The organism is Methylophaga sp. UBA1464 (genome assembly GCF_002325665.1).
Taxonomy (GTDB): Bacteria; Pseudomonadota; Gammaproteobacteria; order Nitrosococcales; family Methylophagaceae; genus Methylophaga.
Genome location: NZ_DCSO01000088.1, coordinates 16077 through 31584 on the forward strand (window position 1 = coordinate 16077; position 15508 = coordinate 31584).

Annotated in this window: 13 protein-coding genes and 1 pseudogene; all 14 read left to right on the plus strand. The window is 48.8% G+C overall.

Annotated elements, in window-relative coordinates:
* Nucleotides 1-463: pseudogene (locus B3O33_RS11415) on the plus strand (bifunctional 3,4-dihydroxy-2-butanone-4-phosphate synthase/GTP cyclohydrolase II); the annotation flags it as partial.
* 9 nt (nucleotides 464-472) lie between these two features.
* A complete protein-coding gene (locus B3O33_RS11420; protein ID WP_292361796.1) occupies nucleotides 473-1525 on the plus strand; it encodes a DMT family transporter in 1053 nt (350 codons plus the stop codon).
* Nucleotides 1522-1842 (plus strand): hypothetical protein, encoded by a 321-nt coding sequence (locus B3O33_RS11425; RefSeq protein WP_292361797.1) that lies wholly within the window; start codon nucleotides 1522-1524, stop codon nucleotides 1840-1842. Before B3O33_RS11420 ends, B3O33_RS11425 begins: the two co-directional genes overlap by 4 nt.
* Nucleotides 1843-2098: 256 nt before the next feature.
* Entirely contained in the window at nucleotides 2099-3808 is a 1710-nt protein-coding gene (locus tag B3O33_RS11430) for an APC family permease (RefSeq protein ID WP_292361798.1), read from the plus strand.
* Nucleotides 3809-3992: 184 nt separating this feature from the next.
* Nucleotides 3993-6245 (plus strand): FAD-dependent oxidoreductase, encoded by a 2253-nt coding sequence (locus B3O33_RS11435; protein ID WP_292363620.1) that lies wholly within the window; start codon nucleotides 3993-3995, stop codon nucleotides 6243-6245.
* 90 nt (nucleotides 6246-6335) lie between these two features.
* The gene (locus B3O33_RS11440) at nucleotides 6336-8471 is read left to right on the plus strand and encodes a heterodisulfide reductase-related iron-sulfur binding cluster (protein WP_292361800.1); all 2136 of its coding nucleotides are present in this window, start codon (nucleotides 6336-6338) and stop codon (nucleotides 8469-8471) included.
* On the plus strand, nucleotides 8455-9843 hold the full coding sequence (locus tag B3O33_RS11445; protein WP_292363621.1) for a HEAT repeat domain-containing protein: 1389 nt from the start codon (nucleotides 8455-8457) through the stop codon (nucleotides 9841-9843). The genes B3O33_RS11440 and B3O33_RS11445 overlap by 17 nt, the downstream gene beginning before the upstream one ends.
* 47 nt (nucleotides 9844-9890) lie before the next feature.
* Nucleotides 9891-10685 carry an electron transfer flavoprotein subunit beta/FixA family protein gene (locus B3O33_RS11450; RefSeq protein ID WP_292361802.1) on the plus strand — a complete coding sequence of 265 codons (795 nt, stop codon included), beginning with the start codon at nucleotides 9891-9893 and terminating at the stop codon, nucleotides 10683-10685.
* A 2-nt stretch (nucleotides 10686-10687) separates the two neighbouring features.
* A complete protein-coding gene (locus B3O33_RS11455) occupies nucleotides 10688-11647 on the plus strand; it encodes an electron transfer flavoprotein subunit alpha/FixB family protein (protein ID WP_292361803.1) in 960 nt (319 codons plus the stop codon).
* Between the two features lie 116 nt (nucleotides 11648-11763).
* Nucleotides 11764-12258 carry a 6,7-dimethyl-8-ribityllumazine synthase gene (ribH, locus tag B3O33_RS11460; protein WP_292361804.1) on the plus strand — a complete coding sequence of 165 codons (495 nt, stop codon included), beginning with the start codon at nucleotides 11764-11766 and terminating at the stop codon, nucleotides 12256-12258.
* Between the two features lie 155 nt (nucleotides 12259-12413).
* A complete protein-coding gene (locus B3O33_RS11465; RefSeq protein WP_292361805.1) occupies nucleotides 12414-13532 on the plus strand; it encodes an aminomethyltransferase family protein in 1119 nt (372 codons plus the stop codon).
* A gap of 60 nt (nucleotides 13533-13592) precedes the next feature.
* On the plus strand, nucleotides 13593-14195 hold the full coding sequence (locus B3O33_RS11470) for a dimethylamine monooxygenase subunit DmmA family protein (protein WP_292361806.1): 603 nt from the start codon (nucleotides 13593-13595) through the stop codon (nucleotides 14193-14195).
* Nucleotides 14192-15145, plus strand: coding sequence for a PDR/VanB family oxidoreductase (locus B3O33_RS11475; protein WP_292361807.1), 954 nt, complete (start codon nucleotides 14192-14194; stop codon nucleotides 15143-15145). Before B3O33_RS11470 ends, B3O33_RS11475 begins: the two co-directional genes overlap by 4 nt.
* Nucleotides 15146-15154: 9 nt before the next feature.
* Nucleotides 15155-15508: heme-dependent oxidative N-demethylase subunit alpha family protein (locus B3O33_RS11480; RefSeq protein WP_292363622.1), on the plus strand; the 354-nt coding region annotated here is incomplete at its 3' end.

Here is a 15508-nt window from a genome sequence, read left to right on the forward strand (position 1 = left end):
CCGGGATATCACTACTGATAAAACGCATCTGGCGCTGGTGCACGGTGAACCGGCCAAAAGGTCCAGTGCACTGGTTCGGGTACATGAACCGGTTTCAGTGATTGAGTTGCTTGATGCTGGCAGGCATTCACATAGCTGGAGTGTCTATGAATCAATGCAGAAAATTTCCCGTGAAGGAGCCGGTGTCATTGTCCTGTTGCGTCGCGATGAGTCTGAAAATGACATCCTGCGACAGATCAGTAGTCCGGATTCCTTGCCTGCAGCAACTATTGAGTTGAAAGATTATGGTATCGGCGCACAGATCCTGCTGGATCTTGGTATTACCCGTATGCGCCTGATGACCCGCCCACGCAAGATCCATAATTTGACAGGATTTGGTCTGGTAGTGGATGACTATGTATTACCTGAAAAGTCTGAGCAGGGGATGGATGCTGTTCTGGCAGAACTGATGCAGGCGTTGTAGGGAAACTTAATGTCTTCAATATCGCTGGATAAAGCACTGCATAATCATTTTCAACGCAGCCAGCGTTGGGGATTTACCTGGGCTTTATGGACCGCTGTTCTCTGGGGGGCATGGTATGTCCCGGGTACAGCGATGTGGTACGAAGAGCCCTTCGTCAGTATCAATAACGGTGACCACGGCATGCGTCTGGCCGCCACGGCCGTGATGACCTGGATTCATGCGGTAGTGGTGTTGCTGTTTCTGGTGATCTGGAATGGTATGCTGGGTAAGCTGAAGGATTATGGCCGCACCATCATGCGTTTCAGGCGCATTTCAAAATGGTATGCATTGGCTTCCTTGTGTGGTGGTCCGATGGCCATTTTCGGTTCCTATATGGCCATGGGCTATGTCGGTCCGGTGTTCGCCGCGATTACTTCATTGTTTTACCCCGTGGTAGGGGCGCTGATTGCACGACTCTGGTATCACGAAAAAATCTCCGGCCGCGCAGCACTGGGCATGGCGATTATTATCATGGGCGGCGTGGTGATATACGGTCCCGGGCTGTTCGGTGAAATTGATATCAGTGAAAACTATGCCTGGCTGGGTTATGTCGGGGGCATCATGTCAGCCATTGGCTGGGGGGCCGAAGGTGCCGTAGCGTCACGGGCGATGGATGTCACTGATCCTGATGTCGGTATACAGTGCCGTTTCAGTTTTGAAATTCTGTTCTGGGGTGTTCTGGTATTGCCGATGATCTTTCTGCTGACTGATTTGCCGATTGTGACGTTGCTGGTGGACATGCTGACCAGTCAAATGGTGATGATCTGGATGGTTTTGGCATCGATTTGTCATGCTTATTGCTACACCGCTTTTTATAAGAGTTTTTCACTGATTGGCGTTGGTCGGGGTGAGGCCATAGGTAACTTATATGGGGTATTTGCGGTGATTTTTGTCATGGTATTTACGCTGGATTTACCTGAATGGTATTTTGTTGTGGGTTTGATTCTGACGGTGACTGGCAGCTTTGTTATGTTCCGTGAGCCGGCAGAGAATATTTCAACCCTGCGTGAGGTGGAAACATGAAACTGCCACAAAAAGGGTTTCTGCTGGTGACACTTAGTCAGCACCAAAGTCTGTGGGATTATGAACTGATCAATCAGGCAATAGCGGAGTATGGGCTGAAGGGTAACTACTGGATAAACCATTTCAGCATTGCTTTAGATGAGCTGGCCTCAGCAGGACTTATTACCCGTATCGGCCATCGGCTTGACGATGGCAGTTTTATCGCCAGGGACCGTTTACAGTTTGAATTCGCTCTCTCAGATTTTGGACGAGAACGTATGTTTGATACCGGCCTTTTAGATTCGAATGCTTCATCGGGAGAGTTTATCAATGACTGAATTCTGGGGTTATCCGTATGCAGATATACTGGCTTTTGTGTTCATATTTGCAATAAGTCTGGCTGCTCTGTTGTGTGCAAGGATCTTTGTCAAAACCTATTGATGCGTTTAAATGCAGCAAGCTATTTAACTACCACCTTGGGTGTACACCAAAAGGTGTGTTGCCATCCCATGTCTTAAGCAATCATATTGTTGCGAGTTACTACTAATCATACGGCTTTAGAACCGTAGTCGTCACAAAAACAAGGGTAAACAGGTGAAGGAGCCTTCAGGTACTGCCAATGTGACAGCAGTTGATTTTCTGGTTGAGAATGGAACCGATTCATCCACCTTGCACAGACGAATCACCTGGACCGGGGCCTTCTGGGTGGCCAGTGGTGTGCCGGCGCTTGTGCTGTTTTCTATGGGGGCTGTGGCAGCGACGGTTGGCAAGCCAGCCTGGCTGATATGGATTATTTCTATCAGTTTCGGCTTTCTGCAAGCTTTCACTTATGCCGAAATCGCCGGGCTGTTTCCGCATAAAACCGGTGGCGCATCGGTTTACGGTGCCGTGGCCTGGATCAGGTATATCAAGTTTATCGCGCCGATATCGGTATGGTGCAACTGGATAGCCTGGGGACCCGTACTGGCGATTGGTTCAGGTTTGGCCGCCGGTTATATTCTTTCTGCCCTGTTTGCACCCGATGCCGTTATCAATAGCTGGCAAATCACGCTGGTCGATTTGTCCTATCTCAAAAATGGTCTGAGTTTACGGATCAATGCCACCTTTATTATCGGCAGTACATTGATGCTGCTGGTTTTTGCCATCCAGAACGGTGGCATACTTCGCTCGGCTCGAGCGACCATGATTTTTGGTTTGACGGGTTTGTTGCCGTTGTTAATGGTTGGTCTGGTACCCCTTATTACCGGGGACTTACCGTTATCCAATATCACACCCTTAACGCCACTGGCCTACGACTCGATTGGCAATGTTATCGAAGGTGAATGGAATCTTGATGGTTGGGAGCTGATGGCCGGTGGTTTGTTTCTCGCCGCATGGTCAACCTATGGATTTGAAACAGCGGTCTGCTATACGCGGGAATTCAAAAATCCCAAAAGCGATACCTTCAAGGCCATCTTTTTTTCGGGTTTATTGTGTATTGCGGTATTTACACTCGTACCACTGGCCTTTCAGGGGCACCTGGGACTGGGACAACTGGTAGAGCGGGAAACACTCAATAGCGCGGGTCAGGTTGTGGCACCGGCAGTTTATGATGGCATGTTATCGGCAGAAATCTACAGTGGCATGGGAGTCGCAAACGTACTGGCGGGTATTCTGGGAGGGGACAGTATGTTTGCCAATATGTTTGTGGTCATGCTGGTGCTCGCATTATTGCTGTCAGTGATGACGACCATGGCGGGCTCCTCACGCACCCTGTATCAGGGATCTATTGACGGACTGCTGCCGCGGTATCTGTCAAAGGTCAATGAGCAGGGCGCCCCGACGGCTGCGATGTGGACCAATCTGATTGTCAATCTGTTGTTACTGAGCATGTCGGATTATGTATTTTTGCTGGCTGCTTCGAATGTGGGCTATATCATTTTCAATTTCCTCAATCTCAATGCCGGCTGGATACATCGTCTGGATAGGCCAAATTGGGAAAGGCCTTATCGTGCTCCAACGATATTGATAGTGATTGGCACCATTTTGTCTTACGTCAATCTGGTGCTGATGGGCATGGGGGCAAATGTATGGGGAAAGGGAACGTTGATGAGTGGGATTCTGCTGGCATTGTTAGTGGTTCCGGTTTTCATCTGGCGTCATTATCTGGTGGATAAAGGCATATTTCCGAAAGCGATGCGGGAAGATATGTCCCTCGATGAAAATGGTAAAAATATAATTTGTCGGGCAGGTATCCTGCCTTATCTGGTATTGCTGTTCGGTATTCTTATTGTGTATTTCAGCAGTGTGCTGGTGGCTGATTAACAGTGAAAAGGCTCAGCAGGCTTTTCCAGCATAATAATTAAATAATCTGACTCAAACGCATGGCATTGCAGTGTTGGTCTTCATCAAGGCCATAGCTGACAGCCCATCTGCTGTCTTGGGCAGAGTAACTACTTCGCTCAAAGTTCTCATACTTCCTAGGTGGTAACACATCAGGAGAATTGTTGTGGCCTCTGGCAAGGCTGAAAATAAGCTTGCCCGAACTCACAATAATGGAGAACATGATATGGCACGCGATCCCAAGCACGATATCTTATTTGAACCGATTCAGATCGGTCCTAAAACACTTCGAAACCGTTTTTATCAAGTACCACACTGTATCGGTGCTGGTTCAGATAAACCCGGCTTCCAGGCCGCCCATCGTTCATTGAAAGCTGAAGGTGGCTGGGCGGCGATGAATACAGAATATTGCTCTATCCATCCTGAATCTGACGACACCATGCGTTTGTCAGCCCGTATCTGGGATGAAGGCGATGTACGCAATCTGAAAGCCATGACGGATGAAGTCCATAAACATGGCGCTCTGGCTGGTGTCGAACTCTGGTACGGCGGTGCGCATGCCCCTTGTCTGGAAAGCCGGGCAACCCCAATGGGCCCGAGCCAGATAGCATCAGAATTTGAAACCCTGAGCTATTGTAAAGAAATGGATCTGAGCGACATTCAACGGGTCCAGCAATACTATGTAGATGCAGCTTATCGCTCACGCGATGCCGGTTTTGACATTATTTATGTCTATGGTGCGCACTCTTACTTACCACTGCAATTTTTAAATCCTTATTACAATAAAAGAACTGACCAATATGGTGGTTCATTAGAAAACCGGGCACGTTTTTGGCTTGAAACATTAGAAAAAGTACGTAATGCCGTTGGCAGTGATTGTGCCATTGCGACTCGTTTTGCCGTGGATACCCTGTATGGGCCGGGACAAATCGAAGTTGAAGAAGATGGTATGAAGTTCATTCAGATGGCTGATCCGCTGGTGGACTTATGGGATGTGGATGTCGGTGATATCGCTGAATGGGGCGAAGATGCCGGTCCATCACGGTTCTATCAGCAGGGCCACCAGGTTCCCTGGACCAAAATGGTTAAAGAAGTTTCCAAAAAACCAGTACTGGGTGTAGGCCGCTTTACCGATCCGGAAAAAATGACTGAGATCGTCACCAAAGGCTATGCCGATATTATTGGTGCGGCACGTCCGTCTATCTCTGATCCGTTCCTGCCGAAGAAAATTGAAGAAGGCCGTTACGACGATATCCGTGTTTGTATCGGCTGTAATGTGTGTATTTCCCGTTGGGAAATCGGTGGCCCGCCAATGATCTGTACGCAGAATGCCACAGCAGGTGAAGAGTATCGTCGCGGCTGGCATCCGGAAAAATTCAAGAAAGCCACTTCCTCTGATTCAGTATTGGTTGTTGGCGCGGGTCCTTCAGGTGCTGAAGCGGCACGCGTACTGATGGAACAAGGCTATGTAGTTCACGTATACGATACGGCTGAAAAAGTCGGTGGTCATCTGAATCAGATTGCGTCGTTACCGGGGCTGGGCGAGTGGGGATATCACCGTGATTATCGTGAAACCCAGCTGCAGAAACTGGTCAAGAAAAACAAAAACAGTGTGTTGGCGTTGGGGCAAAAAGCACTGACGGCTGATGACGTACTGGAATATGGTGCAGAAAAAGTGATTATTGCCACCGGTGCCAAATGGCATACCAATGGTGATAACTGCCTGACCCATGAAGCCATACCGGGCGCAGATGCCTCTTTACCGGATCAGTTAACCCCTGAACAGGTCATGTCGGGTGAAAAGAAAATCGGCAAGCGTGTCGTTATTCTGAATGCGGATAGTTATTTCATGGCACCAAGTCTGGCTGAAAAACTGGTCAATGACGGTCATGAGGTCACCATCGTGTCCGGTGTGCATCTGGCGAAATATATGGAATTCACTCTGGAATATCCAAATATGATGCGTCGTCTGCATGAACTGCATATCGAAGAAATCGGTAATCATTTCTGCAGCCGCATTGAACCGGGCCGTCTGGAAATTTACAACATGTGGGGTGATGGTTCCCGTCGCAGCTACCGTGGACCGGGTAAATTGCCACGTGATGAGAACAAAACACATCGCTGGCTTGAGTTTGATTCTCTGGTACTGGTCACGGGTCGTAAATCTGATAACAAGCTTTATCAGGAACTCAAAGCGCGTGAAAGTGAATGGGCGGAGAACGATATCAAAGGCGTGTATCTGATTGGTGATGCTGAAGCACCACGATATATCGCAGATGCCACCTTTACCGGTCATCGTGTTGCTCGTGAGATTGAGTCTGAAAATCCTCAATTCCCATTGCCATACAAGCGCGAAACAATTGCCTGGGGCACACCGCATATGCCGGGTGGTAACCATGAAATTGAGTACAAGATCTAAATAGCAGGAACCGGTTGTGTGCTGTCCATGTTGGCAGCACACATTCCGCTTGCTCAACCACTATGTATTTCCCAGGAAAGTAGGTGTGTCATGAATGAAGCACATGAAATTACACGTATTCTGTTTGAAGACTTTTCAAACTGGTCAATTTATCTTTTCTACGTAATTGGCTATACCGCTATCGGTATATTCCTTTACGGTGTTTATGTGCAGATTCGCAAGTATCGCCGCGGTAAGCCTGATGCTTCCTGGGGTGAGTTTTTTGCACGCTTTGCAGATATGTTCAAGACCATGGCAACGCATCGCACCCTGAAACGACGTGATAAGTCAGCGGGTCGGGCACATGCACTGATATTTTTCGGCTTTGTGCTGCTGTTTATCGGCACAGCCACGATTACCCTCGAATACGACATTCTGGAACCCCTGTTTGGGATCACGTTCTGGTATGGCGACTTCTATCTGTGGTTTTCATTGATTCTGGATCTGGCTGGTGTTGGCCTGATTGCCGGCCTGATTTATATGATGTATCGCAGAAAATGGTTAAAGCTGCCCAAGCTTGACTATGCCCGTCCGGATCGTGAACCCGGCGATCCGGATTATGATCGTAGCGGCTACCGCCGTGAAGACTGGGCTTTTTTATGGGCGCTTATCCTCATTGGTTTTACCGGCTTTTTACTGGAAGCGGCACGACTGGTCTGGTTAAGTGATACCGCGACAGTCTGGGATTATCGCTGGTGGTCACCCATCGGTGCGCTGATGGCGCATATGATGATGGGGCTGGGCATGGGCGCAGAAGCTGCAGGCAATTTCCGCCTGGGATTGTGGTGGTTTCACGGTGTATTGGCTTTGGCCTTTATCGCGCTGATTCCTTATACCAAGGTCAAACATATCTTTACCGCTTCAGGCTCGCTGATGTTCCGTGATCCGATGGCCGGTAAGCGTTTGCCGAGTGTTCCCGAAGATCAGGAAGATATTGGTATCAAAACCATTACAGATCTTACCTGGAAACAGTTACTTAATCTGGATGCCTGTACCAAATGTGGCCGTTGTCACGAAGCCTGTCCGGCCAATGCGGTTGGTGCACCGTTATCACCACGGGATGTGATTCTGTCTCTGCGTGAGTTTGCCAATAAATCATTGCAATCCAAGGAACTGCCTGAAAAAGCAGAGCTGGATGTGCATGGCAAGGATGTGGGACAGGTGTTTATGGAAACGCTGTGGTCCTGCAGAACCTGTCTTGCCTGTGTGGAAATCTGTCCGGTTGCGGTTGAGCATGTGCCAATTATTGTGCAAATGCGTCGTAAGCTGGTGGATGAGGGAAATATGGAACCCATACTGCAGAAAACCATGCAGTCAATCCACAAAAACGGCAACTCGATGAATGAATCGAAACGTAAACGTCCACGCTGGACCAAGGAATTGCCGTTCACTATTAAAGATGCCCGTAAAGAACCGGTTGATGTGATGTGGTTTGTCGGTGACTACGCGTCTTTTGATCCGCGTAACCAGGTGGTGACCCGTTCTTTTGCCAGGTTAATGAAGCAGGCGGGAGTTGATTTTGGCTTGCTATATGAGGCTGAAATGAATGCTGGTAATGATGTGCGCCGGGTCGGTGAAGAAGGACTCTATGAGTTCCTGGCCAATGCCAATATCAGTACTCTGGAAAAATGCGATTTCAACTCGATTGTGACCACCGATCCACACTCATTCAACACGATTCGTAATGAGTACCCGGATTTTGGTGGTGAATTTGAGATTCAGCATTACACCACATTGCTCAAACAGCTATTTGAACAGGGCAAACTCAAACTCAGTAAAAAACTGGATTACCGCGTCACCTTCCATGACCCATGTCATCTTGGCCGTTACAACAAAGGCTATGACGCACCACGTGAACTGATCAAACTGCTTGGCTGTGAGTTGATCGAGATGGACCGTAATCGTGACAACTCCTTCTGCTGTGGTGCGGGTGGTGGTCGTATCTGGATTCCGGATCCGGTCGGCATTGAAAAGCCGTCAGAGAACCGCATGCGTGAAGCCGCAGAAATTGAAGAGCTTGATGTGTTTATCGTGTCATGTCCGAAAGATCTGACCATGTTTGAAGATGCACTGAAAACAGCAGGATATGAAGGCAAGTTTGTGGTGAAAGAACTGATTGAACTGGTCAACGAATGCGTCGAGTTTGATGAAGCAGAGGTCATCGATGCCGATGTTGTTTCCGCCTGATATCAGCCTGCCGAATAGTGCCGATGCACTGATTGACTGTGTGATAAACAGTGGTGATCTGCATAGCGCGGCGGCCGTGTATGAACTGGCTCAGGGCGAGAAGAAAAAACAGTTACGCGATTTACTCTGTGAGGAACGGCGTAATACATTGCTGCTGGCCCGTTGGGAGCATACACCCGCGGCAGTCCTGCAAATGCTGGCAGAGATTGATGATGAAACCGTCAGATTAAGACTGGATAAGAATCCTGCCAGTCGCGCCGGTACGCTGAACACGATTTACAAAAACAGTGGTCACGACCGGCAGTTGCTCTGTCTGTTGACGCAGCATGCACATAGCTCATCGACATTATTGAATCGTCTGGCAATGAGCGAGGATGATATACCGATCCTCAAATCCATTGCTGCACATCCAAATACCGATGCCAATACACTGATGTGCCTGGAAAAGCATTATCCCGGCATGTTTGATAATGAACTGGCGGTTCATGCAGAAACGCCGACGGAGTTGCTTGAAACGCTGTACCAGCGTGGCAACTGCTTTATCCGATCTGCCGTGGTCTCACATATACGCTGTCCTGAGCATTTGTTGGATTCAGCATTTAATGAGACGGATACAACCATTTTACGTCACCTGGCAGCGAACCCAAGGTTAGACTCGGAAAAACTGGCTGTTCTGGCTCAACATGATGATGTCAGTGTGCTTCGTACTCTGGCTGGCAACCCATCATTAGGTGCTGAACTGGCCAATCAGATGATCCAAAACAGCTCCAATAGTGTGCGTCGTACTCTGGCCAGTCGAACGGACCTGACGGCTGAAAATCTGCAACGACTGGTTGATGATGATGACCATTGGGTCAGACAGTGGGTAGCCCGTCATCCGAAGTTGCCTGATTTGCTGCTCAATCAATTGGCTTCGGACCAGAATGATGAAGTTCGCCGTGCCGTGACAAGAAATCCGCAGACACCTGTCGACATTCTCAGACAACTAGCTGAAGACAGCAGTGTCTGGGTCAGGGCAGGCGTAGCTTATCAGAAGAATACGCCAGCAGATGTACTCAGCACGCTATCTGAAGAAAGTGATGTGGATGTGTTGAGCGGTGTGGCAAGTAACCCGAACACCCCGCAAGCCATTTTAATCAGATTGTCCGGCTCCCAACAAACCGATATTCGGCGTGGCGTGATTATCAATCCACAGGCTGAACGCGACACTCTTCTGCCGTTGCTTGAAGACCCATATTACTTACATCGCCTGCTGCTGGTCTCCAACCCCGCGTTGAATGATAACGACCGCTGGAGCCTGCATGACGATCCTGATCTATCTGTTCGATTCATGGTTTTTAAATGGTTTGCACAGAAATATTTGCAGCTTTAGCTGCTTTAGAAATGCTGTTTTATACAGTCAACTAGGAGAGAAATCTGATGAAAATACTGGTTGCAGTTAAAGAAGTCGCTGCATTAGATGAAGACTTCGAAATTCGTGATGATGAGCTTGATGTCGATGAGGACTTTCTGCTTTACGACCTCAACGAGTGGGATGATTTTTCACTTGAAGAAGCGATGGTTATCAAAGAATCATCTGACACCGAAGTCGAAGTGGTTGTGGTATCCGTTGGCCCGGAAAGGGTCGATGACATTCTGAGAAAATGCCTGGCTAAAGGGGCCGATCGTGCCATCCGGGTTTGGGATGATGCCATGGAAGGTTCTGATTCAGTCACGATTGGTCGCATCCTGTCAGCGGTCGTCGAGAAAGAAAAGCCGGATATGGTATTTGCCGGTGTGCAGTCATCCGATGATGCAGCCGGTTCAACCGGTATTTCCCTGGCTGCCAGCCTGAACTGGCCACATGCCGCCGTTGTGGCAGGACTTGAATATCAGCCTGGCAGCAACAAAGCCAAAATCACCCGTGAACTTGAGGGTGGGCTGTCACAGATAGTGGAAATTGATTGTCCATCCGTGCTGACCATTCAACTGGGTATTAATACACCACGTTATGCCTCATTGCGCGGTATCAAGCAGGCGGCAGCCAAACCGGTTGATGAAATCAGTCTGGCTGACCTAGGGTTAAGTGACAGCGATGTCGGTGTGGATGCTGCTTTGTCACGTGTTCGTCGTATGTATATTCCTGAAAAAGGTATGGCCTCGATGATCGAAGGCACACCTGCCGAACAGGCCGCCAAACTGGCTGAAATTATTCGTGAGTTCAAAGGGGAATAACCATGAAAACATTCTTATTAATTGCTGAACACCGTCGTGGCGAACTGCGACCTATCTCACTGGAAGTTATTGCGGCTGCGCAGGAACTGCGTCAGGCTGATGACAAGGTCGTTGTGGCAGTGATTGGTGAACAGGCTGAAAACTATGTCGCGGATCTGTCGGTGGCCGGGGTTGATGAAATCATCAGCGTCAAGACGGGCAGCGTCGAGTTTGATCCGGATATCTTTGAATCTGTTGTGACTTCGCTGATGGAAAAACTGGATCCGGAGGTTGTTCTTTTGCCTCATAGTGTGGATTCACTCGGCTACGCGGCTACTCTGGCTCGCAAGGGTAATTATGGATTTGCTACCGATGTATACGGCCTGCAATACGATGGCGATGAACTGGTGGCCACACGCTCCGGATATGACCAGAAGGTCAATGTGGAACTTGATTTCCCCGGAAAGCAGTGTGTGTTGTTAACCATTCGTCCAAGCGTATTCAAAGCGACGGAGGAAAGTGCTTCGCCAACGGTTTCTGTTGAGGATATGACCAGTATCGGGTCACGCAGTACCAACCTGGAGTTTGTTGAAGCCGGTGGCGCTGATGACATTGATATCACAACGGTTGATTTCATTATGTCGATAGGCCGGGGTATTGCTGAAGAAGCCAATGTGGAACAGTTCCGCGAGCTGGCTGAAATGGCGGATGCCACCTTGTGCTGTTCTCGCCCCATAGCGGATTCCGGCTGGTTGCCAAAATCCCGTCAGGTCGGTCAGTCAGGCAAGGTCGTCGGATCCTGCAAATTGTATGTTGCGATGGGCATTTCCGGGTCGATTCAGCATATGGCAGGTATGAAACATGTGCCGACTATTGTTGCGGTGAACAGTGATCCGGGTGCTTCTATTTTCACTATCGCAAAATACGGCATCGTCGGTGATATTTTTGAAATCGAAGAAGAGTTGCGCAGCCATTTTGAATAGGCTGGGCTAATTCACAATTAGACTTAGTTAAATCGCGGGCTGGCGGGGATAACTGGCAGTGTCTGCCTTGGCAGACATCCCCGTTGGTTTCGCGACCTACATGAAGGAAAAGCGGCATGACAGATGATCTAAAAGTGTCAGCAACGAAAGCGGGTCTGAATGGCAAAGGTCTGCGGATCGGTATTGTACAGTCACGCTTTAACCCATCGATAGGCAGTGCGTTGGTCAGTGGTTGTATTGATGAATTGAATCGTGCGGCGGTAGCCAGCAATGACATTGTGTTATTTACCGTGCCGGGAGCACTGGAAATCTCATTGATATTATCTGAGCTGTCTGAAAGTGGTGGTTTTGACGGTTTAATCGCATTGGGCTGCGTTATTCGGGGCGAAACCTATCATTTTGAAGTGGTTTGCAACGAGTCAGCTCGTGCCATTACCGAGATCCAACAGCATTTTCGTATCCCCATCGCCAATGCTATTTTGACGACTGAAAACGAAGAACAAGCGGTCAGCCGTGCCCGTATTAAAGGCAAAGAGGCTGCCCAGGTTGTACTGGAAATGATTCAAATTCAGCAACGAATTCACCAGCTTCCAAAATCCATGTCTGCCTGATCCAAATTTCCCAAACCTTTTTAGACCTTTGCTGAATACGTTCAGCTGAAGGGTATTTACTCCATAGGGAGTACGCCATCTTGGGAATTTTAGAGTATTGCCTGCTGGGCTATGGTTTGGTTTAGCCATAAATTTTAATGACTGCGGAGATCATAATGCTTAGAAATTCAATCCTAAATGTGCGTCATAAGGAACTTGGTTCCTTACTGGATGGGGATACCTGGAACAATATGCCGATTCCCTGGAGCTATAAATCCAATCCGGACGAAGAAGTGATTGCGGTACGTACACGCGCAGGCCTGTATGACGTATCGGCTTTGAATATTCTGAATGTCAGTGGTCCTGATGCAACTGTGGTATTGGATCAACTGGTGACGATTGATGTCACCACCATGCAACCGGGGTTTTCCAGATTGGCCGCGGAAGTGGATGAGACCGGTGCGTTATGTGATGACATTATGGTGATTTGTGATGCGCCAAACAAATACCGTCTGTCTCATGGCAGTGGTGCCACACCGCAGCAACTGGAAAAGATCGCTCAGGGTAAAAATGTCCAGATAGCTCCCGATCTGGATGTGCATATTCTGTCGCTTCAGGGCCCTAAATCACTGGAAATACTGAATCCCCATCTGGATTTTGATTTAGAAACGCTGCCATATTTCCGACATGTTGATGCGAAGCTATTTGGCTGTGATATCAAAATTGCGCGTGGTGGTTACTCAGGTGAGCGTGGCTATGAAGTTTATTGCAGTGCGGATGACGCCATTCATCTCTGGGACATGATTCTTGATAAAGGCAAGCCATTTGGCGCGATTGCCGCCTCCTGGGATTCGCTTGACCTGACCCGTGTTGAAGCCGGTCTGCTGTTTTTCCCTTATGAAATGCCTGAAGGTGATACCACTCCCTGGGAAGTCAATATGGGCTGGGGTGTCGATCTGGACAAGCCTGGCGATTATATCGGCAAAGCGGCTGTCCTGGCCTCCAAAGGCAAAGAACGTTTCAAACAGGCCGGCATTATCTGTCGGAGCGCTGAAGCCGTTGAACCAGGCTCTCGTATTACCCACAACGGTAAGGATGTTGGTGTGGTGACCAGCGCCAGTTTTAGCAATTACCTGATGCAATCCCTGGCACTGGTGCATCTGCATCCGGATTATCTGGCACTCGGTACGCAACTCGTGGTGGAAGACAACCAGCCGGTCAAAGCGTATGTGGCCAAAATGCCTTTCTATGATCCGATGCGCCTGCGTACTCATCCGGAACAACTAAGTAAATAGTCTGCACGGCGGTGGCCAGGGATCCGGCCTCGCTCTGTCAGAATTAATGAGGAAATCTTTATGCAAAGAGGTTACTGGATTAGAAGCAAACCACTTTACGATTCGCTGGTGTGGCAAACCCCGGCGGTGGCACATCTGGTGATTGCCGGGGGTGAGGGTGGTATTGCCGTGCTTAAACTGTTTCAGCAGATGTACCCCAAAGATCCCATTCAGGTGCTGTACACAGATTTAGCCACGGCAAATAAAAACTATTCAGACATTCTTCAGCAAATAGTGCCTGAAGAACTTGAATTATGTGATTCAGAAGAGAGCTTGCTGAATAATCTGGAACAGCGGCTGAAAGACTGCACGATGGGAACCCACTTTTATGTGGCTGGTAGTGAGGCCTTTATGTGGCAAGTATTGCAGAAAACACGTGCGGCAGGTGTTCAGGATGTTGATGTGCAGAAAGAGTTGTGCGGCACGCTGGCAAGACCGGTGTATTGCGTTCACTGCAAAACGATTACCCGTGATGTTCATCACAACGTCTTCCCATGTAGCAATTGTGGTCGACATCTGTTTGTCCGTGACCATTTTTCCCGGCGACTTGGTGCCTATATGGGGGTGATGGTCGATGCGGAAGAACCGGGCAACATTCCACAGATTGAAGAGGTTTATCCATGAGTATCCTGAACGTAAGAGTGGCCGAAATCGAACAGGTCACCGATGTGGTGAAGCATTTCACGTTAGTCGAAGAAAATGGTCGGCCATTACCACGGTTTTCCGGTGGCAGTCATGTGGTGGTGTCGATGAATATTAATGGGCGTATTCATCGGAATCCTTATTCGTTGATGGGATCACCGGAAAATACCGACAGTTACCATATTTCGGTTCGGCGACAGGAGAAGTCACGCGGTGGTTCGGTGTTTATGCATGACGGTGTCAAGGTCGGTTCCGAGTTACAGATAACTTATCCAGTCAATCTGTTCAGCTTGTCCAAATTGGGCAAAAAACACATCCTGGTTGCCGGAGGGATTGGCATTACACCATTCATGTCACAAATCGCTGATTTGAATCGACTGGGTGATGACTACGAAATGCATTACGCCTTCCGCTCAGCAGAACATGGTGCTTTTGTCGAACAATTAAAGCAGATGTGTGGCGATCGTCTGCATCTGCACATTGAGAGTGAAGGCCAGCGGATTAATTTTCAGAACCTTCTTTCCAACCAGCCTCTGGGTACCCATATCTATGTGTGTGGGCCGGAGCCGATGGTCAATGCGTTATTACTGACGGCCAAAGATTTGGGCTGGCCAAAAACGCATGTGCACAGTGAGCAGTTCCTGGCACCACCTATCGGTGAATCATTCATGGTACAGCTGGCCAAGTCCAATATGGAAATTGAAGTGCCGGGTGATATGAGCATGCTCGAAGCCATGGAAGAGGCTGGCCTGGAACCCGATTTTCTCTGCCGTGGCGGTGCGTGTGGTCGCTGTGAAGTAGAAGTTCTGGAGTGCGATGGCGCACTGATGCACAACGATCATTATCTGTCTGATGCGGAAAAAGCGTCTGGCAACAAAATCATGCCCTGCGTATCCAGGGCCCGCTGTCAGAAATTATTACTCAATATCTGAGGACGTCTTATGAATACTCCAGCCTTTAAAAAAGAAACTTTTCGGGATGATTACACTTTCCGTAATTCACCTGAGGCAATACGGCGTTTTCCGTTTCCGTTTGCCGAGGATGAATACATGTACAGCGTCAATATTGAGCAGCATGTTTCAACCAATCCCGGATCGGTTTTTGAACATGCCATCGATATTGATGAGCATTACATTGCCGAATGTGAGGATCGACGCCTGACTCTTGAACGCGACTCGACGCGTTATATTGCCTTGCCGCACATGATGGATGCTCAGTGGGACATGGTCGAACTGATTATGGAATCACTGTCAGCGGATTACCCGCAATGGTTTGAGCTGACCAAGAACGGTGAT

What these genes read in the sequence shown, in the direction of transcription:
- B3O33_RS11420 (WP_292361796.1), top strand. Translation starts at nt 473, where the DNA reads ATGTCTTCAATATCGCTGGATAAAGCACTGCATAATCATTTTCAACGC.
- B3O33_RS11425 (WP_292361797.1), top strand. Translation starts at nt 1,522, where the DNA reads ATGAAACTGCCACAAAAAGGGTTTCTGCTGGTGACACTTAGTCAGCAC.
- B3O33_RS11440 (WP_292361800.1), top strand. Translation starts at nt 6,336, where the DNA reads ATGAATGAAGCACATGAAATTACACGTATTCTGTTTGAAGACTTTTCA.
- B3O33_RS11445 (WP_292363621.1), top strand. Translation starts at nt 8,455, where the DNA reads ATGTTGTTTCCGCCTGATATCAGCCTGCCGAATAGTGCCGATGCACTG.
- B3O33_RS11450 (WP_292361802.1), top strand. Translation starts at nt 9,891, where the DNA reads ATGAAAATACTGGTTGCAGTTAAAGAAGTCGCTGCATTAGATGAAGAC.
- B3O33_RS11455 (WP_292361803.1), top strand. Translation starts at nt 10,688, where the DNA reads ATGAAAACATTCTTATTAATTGCTGAACACCGTCGTGGCGAACTGCGA.
- ribH (WP_292361804.1), top strand. Translation starts at nt 11,764, where the DNA reads ATGACAGATGATCTAAAAGTGTCAGCAACGAAAGCGGGTCTGAATGGC.
- B3O33_RS11465 (WP_292361805.1), top strand. Translation starts at nt 12,414, where the DNA reads ATGCTTAGAAATTCAATCCTAAATGTGCGTCATAAGGAACTTGGTTCC.
- B3O33_RS11470 (WP_292361806.1), top strand. Translation starts at nt 13,593, where the DNA reads ATGCAAAGAGGTTACTGGATTAGAAGCAAACCACTTTACGATTCGCTG.
- B3O33_RS11475 (WP_292361807.1), top strand. Translation starts at nt 14,192, where the DNA reads ATGAGTATCCTGAACGTAAGAGTGGCCGAAATCGAACAGGTCACCGAT.